19 protein-coding genes are annotated in these 19,231 nt (G+C 47.6%); 6 read left to right on the top strand and 13 right to left on the bottom strand.

The window, feature by feature from the left end:
• Positions 1–34 precede the first annotated feature (34 nt).
• Both UM181_09310 and UM181_09305 read right to left on the bottom strand, forming a co-directional pair.
• A complete protein-coding gene (locus UM181_09310) occupies positions 35–1,012 on the bottom strand; it encodes a CoA ester lyase (protein ID WQC61535.1) in 978 nt (325 codons plus the stop codon).
• Positions 1,013–1,123: 111 nt separating this feature from the next.
• Complete coding sequence (locus UM181_09305) at positions 1,124–1,759, bottom strand: response regulator transcription factor (GenBank protein ID WQC61534.1); 636 nt, start codon at positions 1,757–1,759, stop codon at positions 1,124–1,126.
• A gap of 192 nt (positions 1,760–1,951) precedes the next feature.
• Here UM181_09305 and UM181_09300 point away from each other — a divergent pair, with 192 nt between their 5' ends.
• The 4 genes from UM181_09300 to UM181_09285 are packed head-to-tail and all read left to right on the top strand — an operon-like array spanning position 1,952 to position 6,316.
• Positions 1,952–3,199 carry an aminotransferase gene (locus UM181_09300; GenBank protein ID WQC61533.1) on the top strand — a complete coding sequence of 416 codons (1,248 nt, stop codon included), beginning with the start codon at positions 1,952–1,954 and terminating at the stop codon, positions 3,197–3,199.
• A gap of 38 nt (positions 3,200–3,237) precedes the next feature.
• Positions 3,238–4,437: a malate--CoA ligase subunit beta gene (locus UM181_09295; protein WQC61532.1), complete on the top strand. Its 1,200-nt coding sequence runs from the start codon at positions 3,238–3,240 to the stop codon at positions 4,435–4,437.
• Positions 4,434–5,324: a succinate--CoA ligase subunit alpha gene (gene sucD, locus UM181_09290; protein WQC61531.1), complete on the top strand. Its 891-nt coding sequence runs from the start codon at positions 4,434–4,436 to the stop codon at positions 5,322–5,324. The genes UM181_09295 and sucD overlap by 4 nt, the downstream gene beginning before the upstream one ends.
• A 17-nt stretch (positions 5,325–5,341) precedes the next feature.
• Entirely contained in the window at positions 5,342–6,316 is a 975-nt protein-coding gene (locus UM181_09285; protein WQC61530.1) for a D-glycerate dehydrogenase, read from the top strand.
• Positions 6,317–6,369: 53 nt separating this feature from the next.
• Here the strand turns inward: UM181_09285 and UM181_09280 are convergent, their stop codons facing one another.
• From UM181_09280 to UM181_09230, 11 genes are all read right to left on the bottom strand, one after another.
• A complete protein-coding gene (locus UM181_09280; GenBank protein ID WQC61529.1) occupies positions 6,370–6,543 on the bottom strand; it encodes a hypothetical protein in 174 nt (57 codons plus the stop codon).
• A 778-nt stretch (positions 6,544–7,321) separates the two neighbouring features.
• Complete coding sequence (locus UM181_09275; protein WQC61528.1) at positions 7,322–7,732, bottom strand: GFA family protein; 411 nt, start codon at positions 7,730–7,732, stop codon at positions 7,322–7,324.
• Entirely contained in the window at positions 7,733–8,188 is a 456-nt protein-coding gene (locus tag UM181_09270) for a GFA family protein (GenBank protein WQC61527.1), read from the bottom strand.
• An 814-nt stretch (positions 8,189–9,002) separates the two neighbouring features.
• On the bottom strand, positions 9,003–10,148 hold the full coding sequence (locus tag UM181_09265; protein ID WQC61526.1) for a M56 family metallopeptidase: 1,146 nt from the start codon (positions 10,146–10,148) through the stop codon (positions 9,003–9,005).
• Entirely contained in the window at positions 10,135–10,530 is a 396-nt protein-coding gene (locus UM181_09260; protein WQC61525.1) for a BlaI/MecI/CopY family transcriptional regulator, read from the bottom strand. Before UM181_09260 ends, UM181_09265 begins: the two co-directional genes overlap by 14 nt.
• Positions 10,531–10,609: 79 nt before the next feature.
• Positions 10,610–10,876: a DUF2160 domain-containing protein gene (locus tag UM181_09255; protein ID WQC64726.1), complete on the bottom strand. Its 267-nt coding sequence runs from the start codon at positions 10,874–10,876 to the stop codon at positions 10,610–10,612.
• 134 nt (positions 10,877–11,010) lie between these two features.
• Positions 11,011–11,808, bottom strand: a complete 798-nt coding sequence (locus UM181_09250) for a carbohydrate ABC transporter permease (protein WQC61524.1) — start codon at positions 11,806–11,808, stop codon at positions 11,011–11,013.
• Entirely contained in the window at positions 11,805–12,668 is an 864-nt protein-coding gene (locus tag UM181_09245; protein WQC61523.1) for a sugar ABC transporter permease, read from the bottom strand. The genes UM181_09250 and UM181_09245 overlap by 4 nt, the downstream gene beginning before the upstream one ends.
• Entirely contained in the window at positions 12,665–13,738 is a 1,074-nt protein-coding gene (locus tag UM181_09240) for an ABC transporter ATP-binding protein (protein WQC61522.1), read from the bottom strand. Before UM181_09240 ends, UM181_09245 begins: the two co-directional genes overlap by 4 nt.
• Positions 13,738–14,802 carry an ABC transporter ATP-binding protein gene (locus UM181_09235; GenBank protein ID WQC61521.1) on the bottom strand — a complete coding sequence of 355 codons (1,065 nt, stop codon included), beginning with the start codon at positions 14,800–14,802 and terminating at the stop codon, positions 13,738–13,740. Before UM181_09235 ends, UM181_09240 begins: the two co-directional genes overlap by 1 nt.
• A gap of 104 nt (positions 14,803–14,906) precedes the next feature.
• On the bottom strand, positions 14,907–16,640 hold the full coding sequence (locus UM181_09230; GenBank protein WQC61520.1) for an ABC transporter substrate-binding protein: 1,734 nt from the start codon (positions 16,638–16,640) through the stop codon (positions 14,907–14,909).
• A gap of 646 nt (positions 16,641–17,286) precedes the next feature.
• Between UM181_09230 and UM181_09225 the strand changes: the two genes are divergently transcribed.
• Both UM181_09225 and UM181_09220 read left to right on the top strand, forming a co-directional pair.
• Positions 17,287–18,276, top strand: a complete 990-nt coding sequence (locus UM181_09225; GenBank protein WQC61519.1) for a sterol desaturase family protein — start codon at positions 17,287–17,289, stop codon at positions 18,274–18,276.
• Between the two features lie 62 nt (positions 18,277–18,338).
• Complete coding sequence (locus UM181_09220; protein ID WQC61518.1) at positions 18,339–18,926, top strand: dimethylsulfonioproprionate lyase family protein; 588 nt, start codon at positions 18,339–18,341, stop codon at positions 18,924–18,926.
• The last annotated feature ends 305 nt before the right edge of the window (positions 18,927–19,231 follow it).

The following is a 19,231-nucleotide window of genomic DNA, read 5'->3' as shown; positions in this document are numbered from 1 at the left end:
GCCAGGTCTTGCGCGTCTATGCCGATTTTGCGCCTTAGCCTGCGGCTATCTGTTTGGCTTTTTCAACCAAGACTTCCGCCTGACGGATCGAAGCATAATCGATCAGGCGACCATCAAGGGAAACCGCGCCTTTTCCACTGGCCTCAGCTTCGGCCATAGCATCCAATATTCGATTGGCGCGGGTGATCTCTGCTTGAGAGGGACTCATAACTTCATTGGCCAGTGCGATCTGACTTGGATGAATCGCCCATTTGCCTTCGCACCCCAAAACAGCGGCCCGTTTTGCAGCCGCCCGATAGCCGTCCGGATCTTGAAAATCGCCAAACGGACCATCAATCGGGCGCAAGCCATTTGCGCGGGCAGCAACCACCATGCGCGCCAAAGCATAATGCCACATATCACCCCAATGCACATAGCGTGATCCGTCCTCTGCCGGGTCAGTAAGAACCGAGTAATCCGGATTAACACCCCCAATTATGGTGGTGCGCGCGCGCGTCGAGGCGGCGTAATCCGCCACGCCAAAATGCAGGCTTTCATTGCGTTTTGAGGCGGCTGCGATTTCGGATACGTTTTGCATGCCCAAAGCCGTTTCGATTATATGCTCAAATCCAATGCGTTTTTTATAGCCTTTCGCATCTTCAATCTGCGTGACCATCATATCAACCGCATAGACATCTGCAGCCGTTCCAACTTTTGGAATCATAATCAAATCCAACCGTTCGCCAGCTTGCTCAACAATGTCTACCACATCGCGATACATGTAATGCGTGTCTAATCCGTTGATCCGGATTGACATCGTTTTATGCCCCCAATCAATCTCATTTAAGGCTACAATAATATTTTTACGCGCCTGCTCTTTTTCATCCGGAGCCACCGCATCTTCGAGGTCAAGAAAGATAACATCTACATCAGATTTTGCCGCTTTTTCAAACATTTGAGCTTGCGACCCGGGCACAGCCAGTTCAGATCGATTCAGCCGCGCCGGAGCTTGTTCAACAGGAAAGAAAGACATGGTTTGAACCCTTTTGTTGTGAAATATTATTGCAATTAATGCCCAGTAAATGTAAAAAAATTACCCTGTCAATTAAAAATTTATCAATCCACTTTGGCTAGGTTTTGAAAACTATTCGTCTATTTTAGATCGAGACACATAGTAATGTGCGATCGCCTGCGCGCGATTGTTCACACCCAATTTGTCAAAAATATTCGACATGTGAAATTTAACGGTGTTGATCGAAAGTTCCAATCGGCTGGCAAGTTGCTTATTTGTCAAACCCTCTGCAAGCGAGTCAAGAATAAGCCTTTCCTTGCGGGATAAAGTGGTGATCGGATCGTTGCGCAGTTCTCGAATATCCAGGAACGGAAACACCATTTTGCCCGCCGCAACTTCAATGCATGTTTGCACCAGCGCGTCTATCGGTGCCGATCTTGAAACGAACGCGGCGGCCCCTGCCGCCATTGCTTGCCGCGGAATATCACTGTCTTTATCATCGCCATAGATCAAAATCCGCGGAGGCACGTTTTGGCTGCGCAAAACATCAATGAGTTTTGCGGCTCCTAAATCCCGAATGGTCCAGTCAATCACGCAAATCTGCACATCTATCCGCAAAATCACCGCCAGAAAGCTTTCTGATGTACCGCTGGTTGCCACCAAAGAAAAGCGGTCATCATCTTCGAAAACTTCCGACATGGCGGAAAGAACCAACGGGTTTCCATCCGCAATCATTATATCGATTGGCAGCTCTTTTTCAGTCAACATAGGCTTCTCTCACCTGAATTTACCACCCGTTTGGCGCTCAAAACAAAGTTTTGACCCTATTACCACCATTATGGGTGGGTAATTTCCAATACTATTAGATGTCCAAAGGCAGGAAGTACTGATGTTTGTTTCCATTGTCAAACAAAATACATTGTCGTCGACGCAATGAGAATCGGTTCTTTAGGAGGCATCATGTTAGAGACCCAAATCTTCACGAAGTTAGAAATTCCAAATACAATCGCAGCGGGGCCCGGGCCAGGAAATACCGACGAGCGCGTACTTGCCGCCTATGCGGGCGCCGGTCTTGCTGACCATATGCACGCGGATGTGTTGCGCGGAATGGTCGAATGTAAACGAATGTTGCGTCAGGTCTGGGGAACGCAAAACGTGCATACCTTCGGCGTTGCCGGAACCGGATGGAGCGGCCTTGACATGATGTTCAGCGGCGTACAGCCGGGCGACAAAGTGGTGATATTCGTAAATGGCACCTTTTCAGGGATTGACGGATTGACGGCGCGAATGCGCGCCGCAACCGCCGAAGAGCTTGCGCAAAACCCGCTAGACCCCCAAGCGGCATCCGTGATTGTGGTAACAATCGAGCATGGAGCCTCAGTAAGCGGCGATGTGATTGAAGCGGCATTGCAAGAACATAAACCCAAATGGGCGGCGATGGCGCATTGGGAAACCGGATCTGGGCGGATCAATGATCTTGAAGGGTTCAGCGCAGCCTGCGAAAAATATAACGTTTTGGGCCTTGTAGATGCGGTGTCATCTTTGGGGGTTGGCGCGTTCCGGATTGATGATTATCCGGGCATCCATGGATGGGCGTCTTGTCCGCAAAAAGGTCTGTCATGTTTGCCCTTAACCTATGCACCTGTCTCGTTCTCGGACCGGTTCATCGAAACGCTCAATACCAGCGGCACGCGCACCTTTGTACATCATCCAGTTATGGAAGCCCGTCACTGGGCGATTATAGAGGGAAAAGATGTTGAAAAAGGTACCTATCATCGCACCCATTCCGCTTATGCCGTGGCCGCGTTTCATGAAGCGCTTCGGATTACGCTGAACCAAGGTTTAACGGCCCGTGCACAGGAATATGCCTATCATGAAGCTGCGTTGCGTATCGCGGTTGAAGCGATGGGCTGCGAGGTGACCTCGAATATGACATCCTTGGTTGTGTTAAACCTGCCAAAGGCTTTGGCAGGGCGCGAAATGGAGCTTGTGCAACATTGCCGGGCGCAAAATTTTGGAATTTGGCCCACGCTTTCTGAGCCAGTGCAAGTGCGTATTGGCATTTTAAACCTACTCTCCCAATCCGCAGTAACCGATATCGTGTTGCGTTTCGCGCAGGCAATCCGGGATTTGGGTGGAGAGGTAAACGATGCGCGCGTGATGGCGGCGCTGGATGCATCCTATAAGCCAGCGGTCGCCGCCGAATAATCCCCCCACTCTGCTGCTCCAGTCTTAAGGAAAAGATCATGGATATCCACGAATACCAGGCGAAAGAAATCTTGGCTAATTTCGGCGTGGAGATACCGCCGGGCGCTTTGGCATATAGCCCAGAGCAAGCCGCCTATCGCGCCCGCGAATTGGGGGGCGAGTGTTGGGTTGTGAAAGCTCAGATACATGCGGGCGGTCGCGGAAAAGCCGGTGGCGTAAAGCTTTGCCGCAGCGATAATGAGATCTTCACAATCTGTGAATCTTTGTTCGGACATAAGCTTGTTACGCACCAAACGGGCGCCGAGGGCAAAGGCATTTACCGCGTCTATGTCGAAGCGGCAGTGCCCATCGAACGAGAGATTTATCTGGGCTTCGTTTTGGATCGCACCTCCCAGCGGGTCATGATCGTTGCATCTGCAGAGGGCGGTATGGAAATCGAAGATATTTCCGCGGAACGGCCAGACAGTATCGTGCGGGCGACTGTAGAGCCTGCCGTTGGTTTGCAGGATTTTCAATGCCGACAAATCGCTTTTAAATTGGGGATCGATCCGGCACTGACGCAGAGCATGGTGCGCACCCTAAAAGGCGCTTATCGGGCCTTTCGGGAATATGACGCGACAATGGTCGAAATAAACCCTTTGGTGATTACGGGGGATAATCGCATTTTAGCCTTGGATGCGAAGATGACCTTTGATGACAATGCCCTCTTTCGTCATCCAAATATCAGCGAATTACGGGACAAAAGCCAAGAGGACCCCCGCGAAAGCCGAGCAGCAGATCGCGGCTTAAGCTATGTGGGGCTTGAAGGGAATATCGGCTGCATCGTCAATGGCGCAGGTTTGGCCATGGCCACGATGGATACCATTAAATTGGCGGGGGGTGAGCCGGCGAATTTCCTAGATATTGGTGGAGGCGCTACACCCGAACGGGTGACCAAAGCCTTTCGACTGGTCTTATCAGATAGCAATGTTCAGGCAGTGCTGGTGAATATATTCGCTGGTATCAACCGCTGCGACTGGGTCGCAGAAGGCGTTGTGCAAGCCTTACGGCAAGTCAGTGTAAACGTGCCTGTGATTGTAAGATTGGCAGGAACAAACGTTGAAGCAGGGCAAAAAATACTTGCAAAATCGGGGCTCCCGATCATTCGCGCAACAACTTTGAATGAGGCTGCCGAACGTTCTGTTGCCGCTTGGAAAAGCGGCAATTCGGATATAAAAAAATTGAGGGCCGTCACATGAGTATTCTTATTGACCAAGATACCCGCGTCATCGTTCAGGGCATTACCGGAAAAATGGCACGATTTCATACGGCCGATATGCTGGCCTATGGCACCAATGTGGTGGCGGGTGTCGTGCCCGGAAAAGGTGGCCAAACCGTTGAGGGACTGCCGGTTTTTGACACCGTAGAAGAAGCCGTTGCGCAGACAGATGCAAAAGCCAGTTTGGTCTTTGTGCCCCCCCCCTTTGCCGCTGACAGTATTATGGAAGCCGCAGATGCTGGCATTAAATACTGCGTTTGCATCACCGATGGCATCCCTGCTCAGGATATGATTCAGGTCAAACGGTATATGTATCGATATCCCAAAGATCGGCGGATGGTCCTGACGGGGCCAAATTGCGCGGGCACAATCAGCCCTGGCAAGGCTTTATTGGGGATCATGCCCGGCCATATCTACTTGCCGGGTCATGTTGGCATCATCGGTCGCTCTGGCACCCTTGGATATGAGGCTGCGGCACAGCTGAAAGCCCATGGTGTAGGAGTATCTACATCGGTTGGGATCGGCGGGGATCCGATTAACGGATCTTCATTTAAAGATCTATTACAGCGCTTTGAGGAAGATGATGACACGCATATCATTTGCATGATCGGCGAAATAGGTGGGCCACAAGAAGCCGAAGCAGCGGCCTATATCCGCGACCATGTGAAAAAACCAGTCGTGGCATATGTGGCGGGTTTAACCGCGCCGAAAGGGCGCACGATGGGCCATGCTGGCGCGATAATCTCGGCCTTTGGCGAAAGCGCAAGTGAAAAAGTTGAAATCCTATCTGCGGCGGGCGTTACCGTTGCTCCTAATCCCGCGGTCATCGGTGATACAATCGCAGACGTTTTGAAAGAGGTCGCGTGATGAGTGGAGCCTTAATCATGAATAAAAAACCACGCGTTTTGGTAACGCGGCGTTGGCCATCGGCAATCGAAAGCAAATTATCGGAGGAATTTGACGCTGTATTCAACCGCTCAGACACCCCCCTTAACGCAACCGATTTTCGTCAGGCGTTTTCGGATTTTGATGCAATTTTGCCAACGGTCACCGATAAATTGGGCCCCGAAGTGCTGGATATGGCACAGGCGCGCACAAAAATATTAGCAAATTACGGTGTTGGCTATAGCCATATTGATACCCATGCGACGCAGAAATTGGGAATAACCGTCACGAATACCCCCGATGTTTTGTCGGATTGCACCGCAGACTTGGCGATGACGCTTTTGTTGATGGTTGCGCGGCGGGCCGGCGAGGGCGAGCGTGAAATCCGCTCTGGTAATTGGTCAGGTTGGCGCCCCACGCATATGATGGGGGCTAAAGTGACAGGAAAAACATTGGGAATTGTCGGGTTTGGCCGCATCGGACAGGCGATGGCGCAGCGCGCCCATCATGGCTTTGGGATGAAGATCGTGGTGCATAATCGCTCTGCGGTAAAACAGGCAATTCTCAAACGGTATAATGCCACGCAAGTTGCGACGCTTGATGATTTATTGCCGCAAAGCGATTTTGTGTCCCTGCATTGTCCGGGCGGCGCTGAAAATCGCCATTTGATGAATAACCGCAGGCTCGAATTGATGAAACCAGACGCTTTTTTAATAAATACGGCCAGAGGAGAGGTGATCGATGAATATGCGCTCGCGCAATCGCTTATGTTTGGGTGTATCGGCGGCGCCGGCTTGGACGTGTATCAGGGCGAACCAAAGATTTCATCCCATTTATTACAATGCGATAATTTAGTCGTACTTCCCCATTTGGGCAGTGCCTCAATCGAGACCCGAAACGAGATGGGAAATAGAGTGGTTCAAAATCTGATAGAATTCTTCAACGGCCGTGAACCTCTGGACAAGGTCGCTTAAAAGCGTTCAGGCGTGATCATTCCATTTGAGCTATCAAGATAGAGTGCACCTGCTTATGTGAATTGGCCACAGCTGCGTTTTGCCCCCAAATACCCAAGAATGGCAATGAAGCGATCGGAATCAAAACGCAGGGCAAGCCGGTTCCCGAAAAGCGCGAGCCGAATGGCCTTGGCCTCTTTGCGGAAGATTGCGTGCAAGAGTGGGGTGCCCAAAGATTGTCTTTCCATAAGGGTTTCGATTTCGAACGGATAGACGCCGCCAAGGGTCGAAAAAGTCGTTTCCCAATCGGTATAGAGCCATCCAATTTCATATCCAAATTTTGCAATGCAAGAGCTTTACTACTGCACTCTCAACGGTATTCCAAAGATCCGAAATCAGTCTGGCGAAACGAGCAAGAGGGGTGACGATAAACGGGGCTCCCCTGTGCGTAAGCCTCTGCCTTTTCAAATTAAAAATGGTAGGAAGAAAGGCTCAATATTCCTTCAGAAAAAAATTCAGATACCTTAAAGGTGAGCTTCGTTATTTGTGCCTCTGGGTATATTTCTGATTGCCAGAGGCAATAAGAGCAGAACCAATCAGCGCAAGGAATTGCCTTTATCAATAGTCTGACGGGTTAATGATAAATGTTGAGTGATCAGTGATGGTAACTTTAGCGATAGAGCATTCAAACATTAGACATGTTGCGCCGCATTTTCTTTACCTAAATTCAGGATTTGGGTACACCTTATATGTTAGATTTGCCTCAAAGAAATCTGCAGTGATCTCAAAGGGTATGTTGCAAACGAATAAAAGATCCACAAACATCGCTTAAAAAACGACTTTGACGCAGCTTGCAACAAATTCATTCACAAGAATAGGTCAGAGACGGTTTTGTTAGATGGCGCGGATCTGGAATTGGTTTATCACGCAGGCAATGTGGATTTTGAACGCGTAGATTGTGCGTAAATTCACGCGCAGAAACTATTTAAATTTCATCAGAAATAATTTCTTCTCCAGTAAATATTATCACTTGGGTGGCGGCGTTTTTTCAAAACTTGGAACATCTTTGGGTATGATGTGATACGGCTGTTGATCAATGCAAAAAATTGCTGCCTTAGGACTAAACCAAGAGTGATCGTCCAATGTGCCAATTTTCAAAACCAACATGCCCGGTCGAGGAGGGCTTTTGACACAGATATGCGTACCACAATTTCCGCAAAAATATCTGATCCGCGGGGAGTCTAAATCACGCCTTGAGAATGTTTTCAGTTCACCCTTTGTGACACGAAACGTCTCTTCCAAAATTACGATAGAGGCATTTGCTTCACCGCCCGAAAGATAGCGGCATTCTCTGCAATGGCAGAGCAATTGAGATTGTATCGGATCCTCAAACTCAAACCGAATATCTCCACAATAACATTTTCCAGTATGGGTCATCTAACCACCTTTTCTGCGTTTGGGTTCATCAATTTTTGGAGCGTAATATGCAATTGTTTCATGGGTCTCTTTTGCATTTATGTCTCCCACGAAAGTTGCTTTGGAACGCATAAATGCTTCTCTGTCTAACTCAAACCAAAATGTGGGTGGATCAAGCGTGCCTGCAGTTACCCCGATTAATCCCTGTCTTACTTCTAATTTGATAAAGACAGTTGTCGCGCAGGTATCGCAAAAGAATGTTTCCCACTGCGTACCACTTTCGCTCGTAAAAGTGTATTCCTTAGCTTTACCTGCGGTGATTTTGAAGTTTTCATCTTTAAAATACGCAAGCGTACCAAATGCTGATCCCGTTCGAAGTTGACAATATCGACAATGGCACACGGCACCGATCTCAGGGGTTCCCATCACTTTATATCTGAGATCACCACACAGACATCCGCCGTTGTGTTCTGACATCGAAAAACCCCTCTCGGTCTAAAATTGCTTGGCCGAATACTGCGTTACTCTAGAGATCATCCTAACCGCTTTAATTGCAAGTTGAACACCCAGTTCTGCTGTGGGGCGGTTAAAACTATTCCGCATATGCATCGTGAATTTTTGTTATTGCCATTTTAGCAGCATATTCATGCAAAGAGGCCTCCCTTCGGTCGCCTCGTATGTTTCCCTTTTGCCTCGCAGAAATTTCAGAAACCAATTCTCTAAATACAAGATCACCTTCTAAATCATGAAGGTCTATATATGATAGCAGATTAGAAACGGCTTCTTCCTAACCTGTGATGTCTTTCAACTTACCTTCTATGCTCTGAAGGTTCTGCAGAAGTTTCCCAATCTTTTCATCCATGATTGGTTGAGATAGGGCGACTGCTCATCTTTTTTTATGTGAGGCAGAGAGCTGCCTGATTTAAAAGAGGCTCTGCTCCATCTATGGTATTGCTTGTGCTCAAACAGTAGCCGATCCAGAGCCTCCTTTACGAAAGCCCCTCAGAATTCCGAAACCCTTGACGACCGACAGGTGGAGAATGCGTGTGTATCCCGCTTATATCAGCGTGATTGGTATATACTATGTCTTCTCTCTTGTTAAAGAAGAGAGATATGAGTGTAGGCAATATGGATGAATCTAAAAAATGTCCGGAGGGTTTTCCTAGAAAACGTTAAAGAATTATCAAGCAAACTGCATTGTTTCAGCTGCGTCAAGCTTCTTGGCCGGGTTTCCGGCCTGTTTGTGTTCCGTGCATTTCCAAGCGTCTATCTTAACGCTAACGGGCGCCGCCTAATTCCAAGCACCCAGCGTGCTTGCTTGAGAATTTATTTGATCTAACCGCTCTAAATTAACGATTGTGGATAGCATGAGCCGATCTTGGCTCCAATCACCTGAACGCTGGATCGCCACTGCGCATAACAGCACAGATGCCACAAGCGGCACAATGAAACAGAGAGTCAAAATACGCGGGCGCCGCATATGATTGGCATGAAGAAGCGACACGACCCGCTGTTCTAAAAAGCTTTTTCTACCTTCTCGCCAAGACAAGCGATCTGCTGTCACCAAGGTGACCTTTGGAAACGCGATCAAAAAGCTTCGATCTTTGCGTAGGGTTCTTTGGCAAACGGATAGCAAAGTTTCGCAATAAGAAACGATATCAACCCGACCTTTTTTTAGCACTTCGCTGTCACAGCTTAATTCGCGCAAATGTTCCACTTGCCGCTTCCAGGCGTGATAAGCCGGGTTCCAAAAAAAGATTGGCTTTAAAACTTCGAGTAAAATCTCCCATTCGATATCGCCTTGCCGCAAATGCTGCAGCTCATGCGCCAAAGATACTTTCATCTCATCCTTTTGGCCAAGCATATGGGACGGGATCACAATATAGTAATTTCGCAAACCACGCGTTGAGAAAGGCACCAATATCCGGTCAGATAAACCGATTTTTACCCGCCCCAACTTACGCCAAGCGTGGCTTTGACGCACTATTCTGTAGAGACAAAATGCTGAAAAAATTAGCCTCCCAACAGATATCACACCCCCCAATAGAAATACGGCAATTATGCTTGACGCGCCCCATCCAGCAGCATTTGCTACATTTTCGGTTACAGCGCCCCGGACTGCCAAAAGACGCTCTAGATCGGACGCTTTCATATCAAATCCACCGCTTAAATAATGCGAGACAACTTGATCCGACAGATTGAACTTTAAATGCGCGGTAAACCCGTGTGTTTGCAAAGCATTCAACATTAAAATCAAAGCAGGGGAAATAAGAATGGCCAAGAATAAAGCGTTCAAAAGTTTCAAATGGCTTCGATAAGCATGCTGTAAGCCAAAGGATCGTAATAGATAGCGACAGATCCACCACCCGGAAAATGCTACTAAAATCAAAATATTTAATGTGATAAAAACATCTAAAATTGCACTAATCGATATCATTTTTTAACCTCTTATCCACAAGTTCACGGATTTGAGACAAGGCTTCTTCTGTCAGAGAATCGTCATTCACCAAACGTGCAACCAAAGAGGCAGGCGCATCGTCAAACAATTTGGTGGACAGATCTTTTAGCGAGCGCGCTTGATAAGCCTGTTTTGCCAAAGCCGGTTGATAAACATGGCTTTTGCCTTCTTTGCGGCTGGTAACAAATTCTTTTTGCTCTAAAATCCGAAGTATTGTTGCTGCGGATGTATAGGCCAAACCACGCTCATTCGGCAGTTTGTCCAGCACATCGCGCACAGTGGCTTCCCCTAAGGTCCAAAGCTTACTCATAAATTCCAACTCAACTTCAGTCAGAAATTCATGTTTTTTCTTCTCTCTCATTAAATTTGGTCCTCGGGCTATGTTTGCCGTGCTTACCATATCAGTAAACACGAAGCATCATTAATTCCAAAGTGAAATTTCACACTTTCCAAAAGCAGAAAACCATCCACCCAATACTGATCGCCACTGGCCACCATAATGGTTGCCCCATCACGCCAAGCCACGCCAAAAAGATATAAGCTGCCCCCAATAACGAAATAAACAATCTATCACCGCGCGTGGTCGTTAAACCCAACACACCGCGCCGCTCATCGCCACCCGGTCGACGTATTTCCAAAACGGTGATTACTGCCATCGCTGAGAAGATTCCGCAAAACAGCAGAAATGTAGCCGGTGTCCAGGCCATCCAAAAATCTGGCCATAACGCGGCCGTCCAAGAAAATCCAACCTCTTCTTTTTTTGCCGCCACTTTTCCCCAACCAGTGGCGAGCGCTTGATTCAATGGCAAAACCAAGAATAGGAATGAAATAAAGCGAAACATCACACCCTTCCCAGGGCAAAACCCTTAGCTATGTAATTGCGTACAAAATAGATAACGATTGCCCCCGGAATAATGGTCAGCGTTCCGGCGGCAGCCAGCAAACCCAATTCATATCCGGCAGAAGAAGCCGTTTTGGTCATCGTTGCCGCAATAGGCTTTGCCGCAACTGCAGTCAGCGTTTTAGCCAATAAAAGCTCGACCCATGAAAACATAAAGCAAAAAAAGGCTGCAACGCCGACTCCAGCTTTGATCGTTGGCAAAAAGATAGAGATGAAAAACCTTGGAAAAGAATACCCATCAACATAGGCGGTTTCATCTAGCTCTTTGGGAACCCCCCCCATAAAGCCTTCTAAAATCCAAACCGCTAAGGGGATGTTGAACAAGCAATGCGCCAGCGCAACGGCCAAATGGGTGTCAAATAAACCAACCGAGGAATAAAGCTGAAAAAATGGTAGGGCGAATACAGCCGCCGGAGCCATACGATTTGTCAGCAACCAGAAAAACAATTGTTTGTCGCCTAAGAACCGATAGCGCGAAAAAGCATAGGCCGCAGGCAGCGCCACGCTGACGGAAATAACTGTATTGAGCGATACATACAGGATCGAATTATAATAGCCCCAATACCAAGTTGGATCGGTGAAAATGACGCGGTAATTGTCAAAGGTAAATGTTTGCGGGAACAGGCTAAACCCAGATAGAATCTCGCCCGTGGTTTTAAAGCTCATCGCCACCAACCAATAAATAGGCAACATCAGAAACAGAATATAGATAATCGGAATTAATGACCGTTTTCTCATTTTCGATCATCCTTTGTCATCAAAGTGTAGAACAGCCAGCTCACCAACAAGGTGATGGCGAAATATATTAAAGACATTGCCGCCGCAGGGCCCAGATCAAACTGACCAAGCGCTATTTTCACCAAATCAATCGACAGCAAGGTGGTTGAATTGCCAGGACCACCACCGGTTAAGACGAAAGGTTCCGTATAAATATTGAAGCTGTCCATGAAGCGCAGAAGAATGGCGATGGTCAGCACCGTCTTCATTTTCGGCAATTGAATATAGCGAAACACTTTCCAGGGTGATGCGGCATCAATTTTAGCCGCTTGATAATAGGCGTCGGGAATAGAGACCAACCCAGCATAAGATAAAAGCACCACAAGCGAGGTCCAATGCCAAACATCCATCACAATAATGGTCACCCAAGCCGCAAAGGGATTTTGTGTCATATCGTAAGTGATGCCCAAAACATTGTTCATCAAATATCCCAAAAGACCGATTTCAGGCAGGGTAAAAATATTCCACATGGCCCCAACCACATTCCATGGGATCAACATCGGCAACGCCATCATGACCAAGCAAACCGAAACCCAGATCCCATGGCGCGGCATAGAAAGTGCAATGATAATGCCCAAAGGCACTTCAATAATTAAAATTGAGGCTGTGAATAAGAATTGCCGACCCAACGCGGCTTGAAAACGCTCAGAGCGCAGGATTTGTTCAAACCAATCCACCCCCTGCCAAAAAAACACGTTGTTTCCAAAGGTTTCTTGCACCGAATAATTCACAACCGTCATGATTGGAACCAACGCGTTAAAGGCAACCAACAACAAAACAGGCAAAACGAAAAACCATGCTTTCTGATTTTCAGTTTTCATGTTTGTGCCTCCGTTGCGATCCATCCATCCCGATAAAGCCGCGTGTGATCTTGACGAAATGCCAAATTCACCCAATCGCCTTTCGCGGGCATCTGACCTGCACCGACGGCTTTGATGTGACTGGAACCTACAACAACTTCCACGATAGAATGCCGCCCAACATCAGAAACTTTATAAACTTGGCCCGGAATGCCGTTCTCGGCAAAGGAAATAAATTCCGGACGTATTCCCAATTGAAGCTGGCCGCCTGATCCAATTACAGGTCCTTCCAACGCCATCACATGATTTTCAAAAAGTACCTCGCCATTTTTCAGCGTAACCGGCAGGATATTCATGCCCGGAGATCCGATGAAATGCCCTACGAAAACATGCTGTGGACGTTCGAATAATTCCACTGGGGTGCCGATTTGTACAACCTCGCCCTCTTGCATCACCACCACTTGATCGGCAAAGGTCAAAGCTTCTGTCTGATCATGCGTGACATAAATCATCGTAGCCCCAACCCGCTGATGCAGTTCTTTAAGTTTGGACCGTAATTTCCACTTCAAATGAGGGTCAATGACGGTCAGAGGCTCATCAAACATCACCACATTCACATCTTCGCGCACCAACCCGCGCCCCATAGATACTTTTTGCTTATTATCGGGAGATAGATTTGATGCCCGGATATCGAGCATGTCTTCAACCTCTAACAAGGCGGCAATTTGCACCACCCGGCTGGCGATTTTGTCTTCATCGACGCCGCGATTGCGCAGCGGAAAAGCAAAGTTTTCGCGCACCGTCATCGTGTCATAAATGACTGGGAATTGGAAAACCTGGGCGATATTGCGTTGATCAGGTGGAAGATCGGTAACATCGCGATCATCGAATAAAATGCGCCCCGATGAAGGTTTTAACAACCCCGAAATAATATTCAGCAAGGTAGATTTTCCGCATCCCGACGGCCCCAACAGCGCATAGGCGCCACCATCTTGCCAATCAAGGTCGATTTCTTTGAGCGCATAATCCTGAATATTTGCAGGGTGAGGCAAATAAGAATGGCGCAATTTAGACAGCGTTATTTTGGCCATCAGGCAACAAACCTCCCATCCGGGTCGAAGTAAAATGCTTGGCTGACATCCATGAAAAATTCATGCTCCTGCCCCACATTATAACGGTAGACGCCATGGGCAAGAGACACCCAGCTATCTGCGCCCATTTGGAAATGCGCACTGGAATCCGAGCCGGATAATTCTGTTACCAAAACGCGCCCTGGAACGGCGATGCTTTGCGCATTTTGGGCCGTAGGGGTAACGTGGTGGGGGCGAATTGCCATTGTGTAAGTACCATCTGGCAAAACGGCCGCGTCTCCGCTTAGCGGCCAACTGGGCCCATTATCGATTTGCGCCAAAGCGCCTTTTTTAACAATAATGGCTGTGTTGATTGGAGGGTCGGAAAAGACCCGAGCTGCGGCAAGGCTTTGCGGGGACCGGTAAATGTCAGCCGTCGGACCGAATTGGGTTGTAACCCCGTCATCCATAAGCACCGTCTTTCCGCCCAACAGCAACGCCTCTTCCGGCTCAGAAGTCGCATATACCACCACGGCTCCGCGCCCCGCGAATAATTCAGGCAATTGTTCGCGCAGTTCTTCGCGCAACTTATAATCCAGATTTGCAAGCGGTTCGTCTAAAAACACCGTGCGGCTTTCCTTGGCAATGGCGCGCGCCAAAGCGCAGCGCTGTTGTTGGCCTCCGCTTAATTCATGGGGGCGTCGTGCCAACATTGGGCGCAGCTGTAAAATATCCGCAGCCTCTTCCACACGCCCGGCGATTTCTGACTTGGCCATACCCGCTACGCGCAGCGGAGATGCGATATTGTCGAAAACGGTCATATGGGGGTAATTCACAAAAAACTCATGCACCAAACTGATATTTCGCTTTTGCGTTGACAGCTTTGAAACATCTTCTCCATTCATCAATATTTGACCCGTTGCCAAAGGGTCCAAACCCGCCATCAATTTGATCATCGAGGTCTTTCCAGAGCCTGTTTGACCCAGAAGTACGTTAAAGTGACCCGGTTCAAAAAGCAGCGATGTTGGTTTGACATGCGTGATCCCGCGGATCACTTTACTCGCCCCTCTCAGCTCTAAGGTCATTGGTTATCTTTCTACATTCAATATCGGTGTATCATTATGAAACGGCCAGAGCTTGGCAACAGCTCTGGCCTGAATTGGCCCCATTTGGATAGGGCCAAACTTTGTTACTTATTCCAACGGGCTACAAGTTCATCATAGTTTACCGTCTGACCTTGTGGTTTTTCGTTGTCGAGCTTCGCTTTCGCGCCGCCTTTACCCAACCATACAGATGGATCTTGCTCCTCATTCAAACGAGGACCACATCCGCCATAGACATTGGCAGCTTCATCCGCAGCTTGCATCCGTGCCATGGTGATATCCATTTCTTCGGCCAAGCGATCCATCGCTTGCTGTGGCGTAAACGCACCTGAATTCACATCTCCGATTTGCTGCCACCAAATTTGGGCCAGCTTTGGATAATCAGGAACGTTGATCCCAGTGGGTGACCAAGCGACGCGATCAGGTGAGCGATAGAATTCGACTAAGCCCCCCAGTTTTGGAGCACGCTCGGTGAACGAGGCATGGTTGACCGAACTGTCGCGCGTAAATGTCAGACCGACATGTGATTTTTTCACATCGATAGTTTTTGACGTCACGAATTGCGCGTAAAGCCAGGCCGCTTGCGCACGCTCAGATGGGGTGGATTTTAAGAATGTCCAAGATCCCACATCTTGATAGCCAACCTTTTGGCCTTTTTCCCAATATGGACCATGCGGTGAAGGTGCCATCCGCCATAAGGGGTTGCCGTCGCTATCAACCGTGTTGTTGCCCTCTGACTGCGGCTTCACCATATCTGCCGTAAACGCTGTATACCAGAAAATCTGCTGGGCCACATTGCCTTGGGCCAAGGCTGGCAAAGATTGGTAGAAATCGTAGGATGCGGCACCGGGAGGGGCATAATTGCGCAGCCACTCATCCCATTTGCGGATTGCATATACCGCCGCTGGGCCGTTTGCCGCCCCGCCACGTGAGACAGAGGCGCCGGCAGGGTTACACGATCCCGCTTCCATGCGAATGCCCCATTCATCAATTGGCACACCGTTCGGCTCACCTTTGGAACCGGTACCAGCCATTGACAGCCACGCATCCGTCATCCGCCAACCAAGATCTGGCGCACGTTTACCGTAATCCATATGGCCATAAATAGCGACGCCATCCACTTCTTTCACATCATTTGAAAAGAAATCGGCAATGTCTTCATAAGCAGACCAGTTTACTGGAACACCCAGCTCATACCCATATTTTGCTTTAAACGCCGCCTTGTTGTCGGCATCGTCAAACCAATCCTTGCGGAACCAGTACAAGTTGGCAAATTGCTGGTCAGGCAATTGATACAGGTTGCCATCGGGACCTGTTGTGAATTGAATGCCCATAAAATCGTCTAGATCAAGCGTGGGCGATGTTGTTGCAGCCCAATCGCCGGCCATTTGTTCCGTTAGGTTATACGCCAATTGCAAACGTGAATGGGTTCCAATCAAATCAGAATCGTTCACATACCCATCATAAAGGTTGCGCTGCGTTTGCATCTGCGTTTGCACCGCTTGCACCACTTCACCTTCGCCCAGAATCTGGTGATTCACCTTAATTCCAGTAATCTCTTCGAACGCCTTGGTCAGCACTTCGCTTTCATATCCATGGGTTGGAATGCCCTCGGATAAAACATTTACTTCCATGCCACTATAAGGCTTTGACGCTTCAATAAACCAATTCATTTCGGCCATTTGCTCATCCTTTGACAAGGTCGATGGCTGGAATTCTTGGTTAATCCATTTCTGGGCTGCTGCCTGATCGGCAATAGCAGTCCCATGCCCTGCAATGACAGCCAAAGCCGCCGTTGCAGAGAGTAAATACTTACGCATAGTATATCCTCCCGAAAAATTTTTAACCGGTCTTTGCCGGATAATGATATCGTAATATTATGGAAATATAACTGTCAAACTAAAAATTTAGTAGATTGAAAATAAAAGTGAAATGTTTAAAAAACAATAACTTGTATAGCATCATTTCTCAGTACTACTAATTTTTATATTCTCTAATAAGGTTTCTGGTACTGGTGGTTTCATGTTCAATGCGTGATATGGCCTGATACGGTTTTATTGCCTAAGCCAAACATTGATGGCGATCTGGGCTTGTCTTGTGGTGTGGACCCATTCAGCGTTAAGCGCTTCTTTTCGCAATGTCCCGTTAAACCGCTCATTATACTATGTGTCGGGCAAACAGTATCCCACACTGTTTTCTAATCCCTCCACATTCCCAAGGCGAGCCCGGATAGGTTTGGATAAATGCGAGACATGAGAGACCAAGCCATATGTTGTCTCTAGATCATACGTAAGTTTGAGCAATTCATTTTATCGTTAATAACAATCAAAAGCGTGCCGTACTGCTCAGGCTTTAAAAAGACCACGTTTTTATACTAGTCGTTTTTTCACAATTCGGATGTCGTTTAAATTGGCGCGCGCAAGGATTGGATGCTTACGCTGAGTATTGCCGATCGCGGAGAGTATGATGACAGAACCTTCCAAAACCCCATCAAATTCAAACTGGAATTATCATCCAGAGTTACCGCTAGCTGATAATTCTATATTCAAATGGCCACCAGATCCAAACTTCGCAGCAAACTGGCTCCGGACCAACTGGTTAAACCTATCCGAACGTGTTCTGATGTTGCTGCTCGCCATTTTACTGTGGATTTGGGTCTATCCAGATTTGGAAGCCGCTAAGGAATTTTCTTCTGGCTGGATAGCCCAGGTTTGGATAATCAACCTTGCCCTATTAAGCAGTATTGCCGGAGGGCTGCATCTTTGGTTCATCAAGTACAATAAACAAAACAAGAACCTTAAATTTGACCGTCGCGACCAAGGCAAAAACAACAAACTTTGGAATTTCTCTGATCAGGTTAAAGACAATATGTTTTGGTCGCTTGGCTCAGGCGTTATTCAACTAACCGCCTTTCAAGTGGTTACAATGTGGATGATGGCCAATGGATATGCGCCTACCGTAACGCTCAGCTCAAATCCTATTTGGTTTCTTCTGGCATTTTTGCTGCTCCCAATATGGTCGGCCTTTCATTTTTATTGGGTGCACAGGTTGTTACATGTCCCGCTCCTTTACAGAAAAGTGCACTCTCTACATCATCGCAACGTCAACATTGGCCCATGGTCTGGATTATCCATGCATCCAGTTGAGCATTTTCTTTATCTGTCATCCCTATGCATTCACTGGTTTGTTGCCAGCCACCCAATACACTTGATTTTCCATATTATTTACCAAGGGCCTGGTGCCGCTATAACCCATACTGGTTATGAAGGTCTGCTGATTAAAGACAAACGCCGATTAGCGTTAGGGACGTTCTATCACCAACTGCATCACCGATATTACGAATGCAACTATGGCAATCAAGAAATGCCTTGGGATAGATGGTTTGGAACGTTCAATGACGGAACGGTTGAAGCAACGCGTGTCACCCGTGAACGCAAGAAAACGATGCATAAATAAAATACATCAAAATCTTAAACGCATAGATTTTATAGCTGTCTCCAATCACAGGACATGCAAAGTTGGCCAACAAAAATCTCTTTCTAAAATTAGCTGAAGTATTCAACGGAAATCAAGAGATTGAAAGATTCGCCTCGCAAGAACTGATTGCAAATGCGCATACACCACTCGTTTTAGGGTCAGGAAAACCTTTGGCATCAGACTTCATCAATACGATGCAGTATGAGTACGCTCATCCCATTTGTTCCTTGATCCTAGAGATCCCCTTTGACTGGGCTCCACCAGAAACCTCAAATAGTAGATTATATAAGCAACATAGTATTTTCAAAGCGCATGTAGAGCTTCTTGGGCCTGATGGCTTAGTGCATTCAAATAAAGTACGGATAGGCCTGTATGGAATGCTCCCACATTCAGAATATGGCATCCGAACACATCCTGCTGAAGAAATATATATAATGCTCGCGGGTAATTGCCTTTGGAAGCGTGGCGCGCAGGCCTACCAGTTAGCAGGCGTTGGAGGGCGATCATATCACCCATCTATGTTACCCCATGCAACTAAAACTGAACAGTCCGCCTTTATGTCAGTCTATCTGTGGGCTGGTGATTTATCGAAAAAACAATATTCATACGATGGTCTACCTGATGAATAATGAGAGCTATTTGCATCTCGGAGGTCTGAGACACTAAAAAGACTTTGTTCTCCCAACAGGGTTAAAACACAGTGGTTGCATTTAATGGCGGAAACACACTTTTACAATCAGCAGCTAACTCAAGCGACTTCGAACACCGATGCGCCTCTCATGCCTACAATAACACACTGAGGGCGTTTACCTAATCTTTGACCTCAATATCTACTTTGCTCAATTAAAGGGCATCTTTATCAACTGGGCTATGGCGAGATCAAATTCCCGCAACGTAAATATTGACGACTTCTTGGATAAGGGGTGGGCTTGGT

The sequence above is a fragment of the Alphaproteobacteria bacterium US3C007 genome (genome assembly GCA_034423775.1).
In the GTDB taxonomy this organism is placed as follows: domain Bacteria; phylum Pseudomonadota; class Alphaproteobacteria; order Rhodobacterales; family Rhodobacteraceae; genus Thalassovivens; species Thalassovivens spotae.
The sequence above is the reverse complement of the archived record's forward strand: the minus strand, read 5'-3'. Positions and strand labels throughout refer to the sequence as shown.

What these genes read in the sequence shown, in the direction of transcription:
- UM181_09260 (WQC61525.1), bottom strand. Translation starts at nt 10,530, where the DNA reads ATGAGAGAGAAGAAAAAACATGAATTTCTGACTGAAGTTGAGTTGGAA.
- UM181_09240 (WQC61522.1), bottom strand. Translation starts at nt 13,738, where the DNA reads ATGGCCAAAATAACGCTGTCTAAATTGCGCCATTCTTATTTGCCTCAC.
- UM181_09300 (WQC61533.1), top strand. Translation starts at nt 1,952, where the DNA reads ATGTTAGAGACCCAAATCTTCACGAAGTTAGAAATTCCAAATACAATC.
- UM181_09295 (WQC61532.1), top strand. Translation starts at nt 3,238, where the DNA reads ATGGATATCCACGAATACCAGGCGAAAGAAATCTTGGCTAATTTCGGC.
- UM181_09275 (WQC61528.1), bottom strand. Translation starts at nt 7,732, where the DNA reads ATGACCCATACTGGAAAATGTTATTGTGGAGATATTCGGTTTGAGTTT.
- sucD (WQC61531.1), top strand. Translation starts at nt 4,434, where the DNA reads ATGAGTATTCTTATTGACCAAGATACCCGCGTCATCGTTCAGGGCATT.
- UM181_09245 (WQC61523.1), bottom strand. Translation starts at nt 12,668, where the DNA reads ATGAAAACTGAAAATCAGAAAGCATGGTTTTTCGTTTTGCCTGTTTTG.
- UM181_09305 (WQC61534.1), bottom strand. Translation starts at nt 1,759, where the DNA reads ATGTTGACTGAAAAAGAGCTGCCAATCGATATAATGATTGCGGATGGA.
- UM181_09225 (WQC61519.1), top strand. Translation starts at nt 17,287, where the DNA reads ATGACAGAACCTTCCAAAACCCCATCAAATTCAAACTGGAATTATCAT.
- UM181_09235 (WQC61521.1), bottom strand. Translation starts at nt 14,802, where the DNA reads ATGACCTTAGAGCTGAGAGGGGCGAGTAAAGTGATCCGCGGGATCACG.
- UM181_09250 (WQC61524.1), bottom strand. Translation starts at nt 11,808, where the DNA reads ATGAGAAAACGGTCATTAATTCCGATTATCTATATTCTGTTTCTGATG.
- UM181_09255 (WQC64726.1), bottom strand. Translation starts at nt 10,876, where the DNA reads ATGGCCTGGACACCGGCTACATTTCTGCTGTTTTGCGGAATCTTCTCA.
- UM181_09285 (WQC61530.1), top strand. Translation starts at nt 5,342, where the DNA reads ATGAATAAAAAACCACGCGTTTTGGTAACGCGGCGTTGGCCATCGGCA.
- UM181_09265 (WQC61526.1), bottom strand. Translation starts at nt 10,148, where the DNA reads ATGATATCGATTAGTGCAATTTTAGATGTTTTTATCACATTAAATATT.
- UM181_09230 (WQC61520.1), bottom strand. Translation starts at nt 16,640, where the DNA reads ATGCGTAAGTATTTACTCTCTGCAACGGCGGCTTTGGCTGTCATTGCA.
- UM181_09310 (WQC61535.1), bottom strand. Translation starts at nt 1,012, where the DNA reads ATGTCTTTCTTTCCTGTTGAACAAGCTCCGGCGCGGCTGAATCGATCT.
- UM181_09270 (WQC61527.1), bottom strand. Translation starts at nt 8,188, where the DNA reads ATGTCAGAACACAACGGCGGATGTCTGTGTGGTGATCTCAGATATAAA.
- UM181_09280 (WQC61529.1), bottom strand. Translation starts at nt 6,543, where the DNA reads ATGGAAAGACAATCTTTGGGCACCCCACTCTTGCACGCAATCTTCCGC.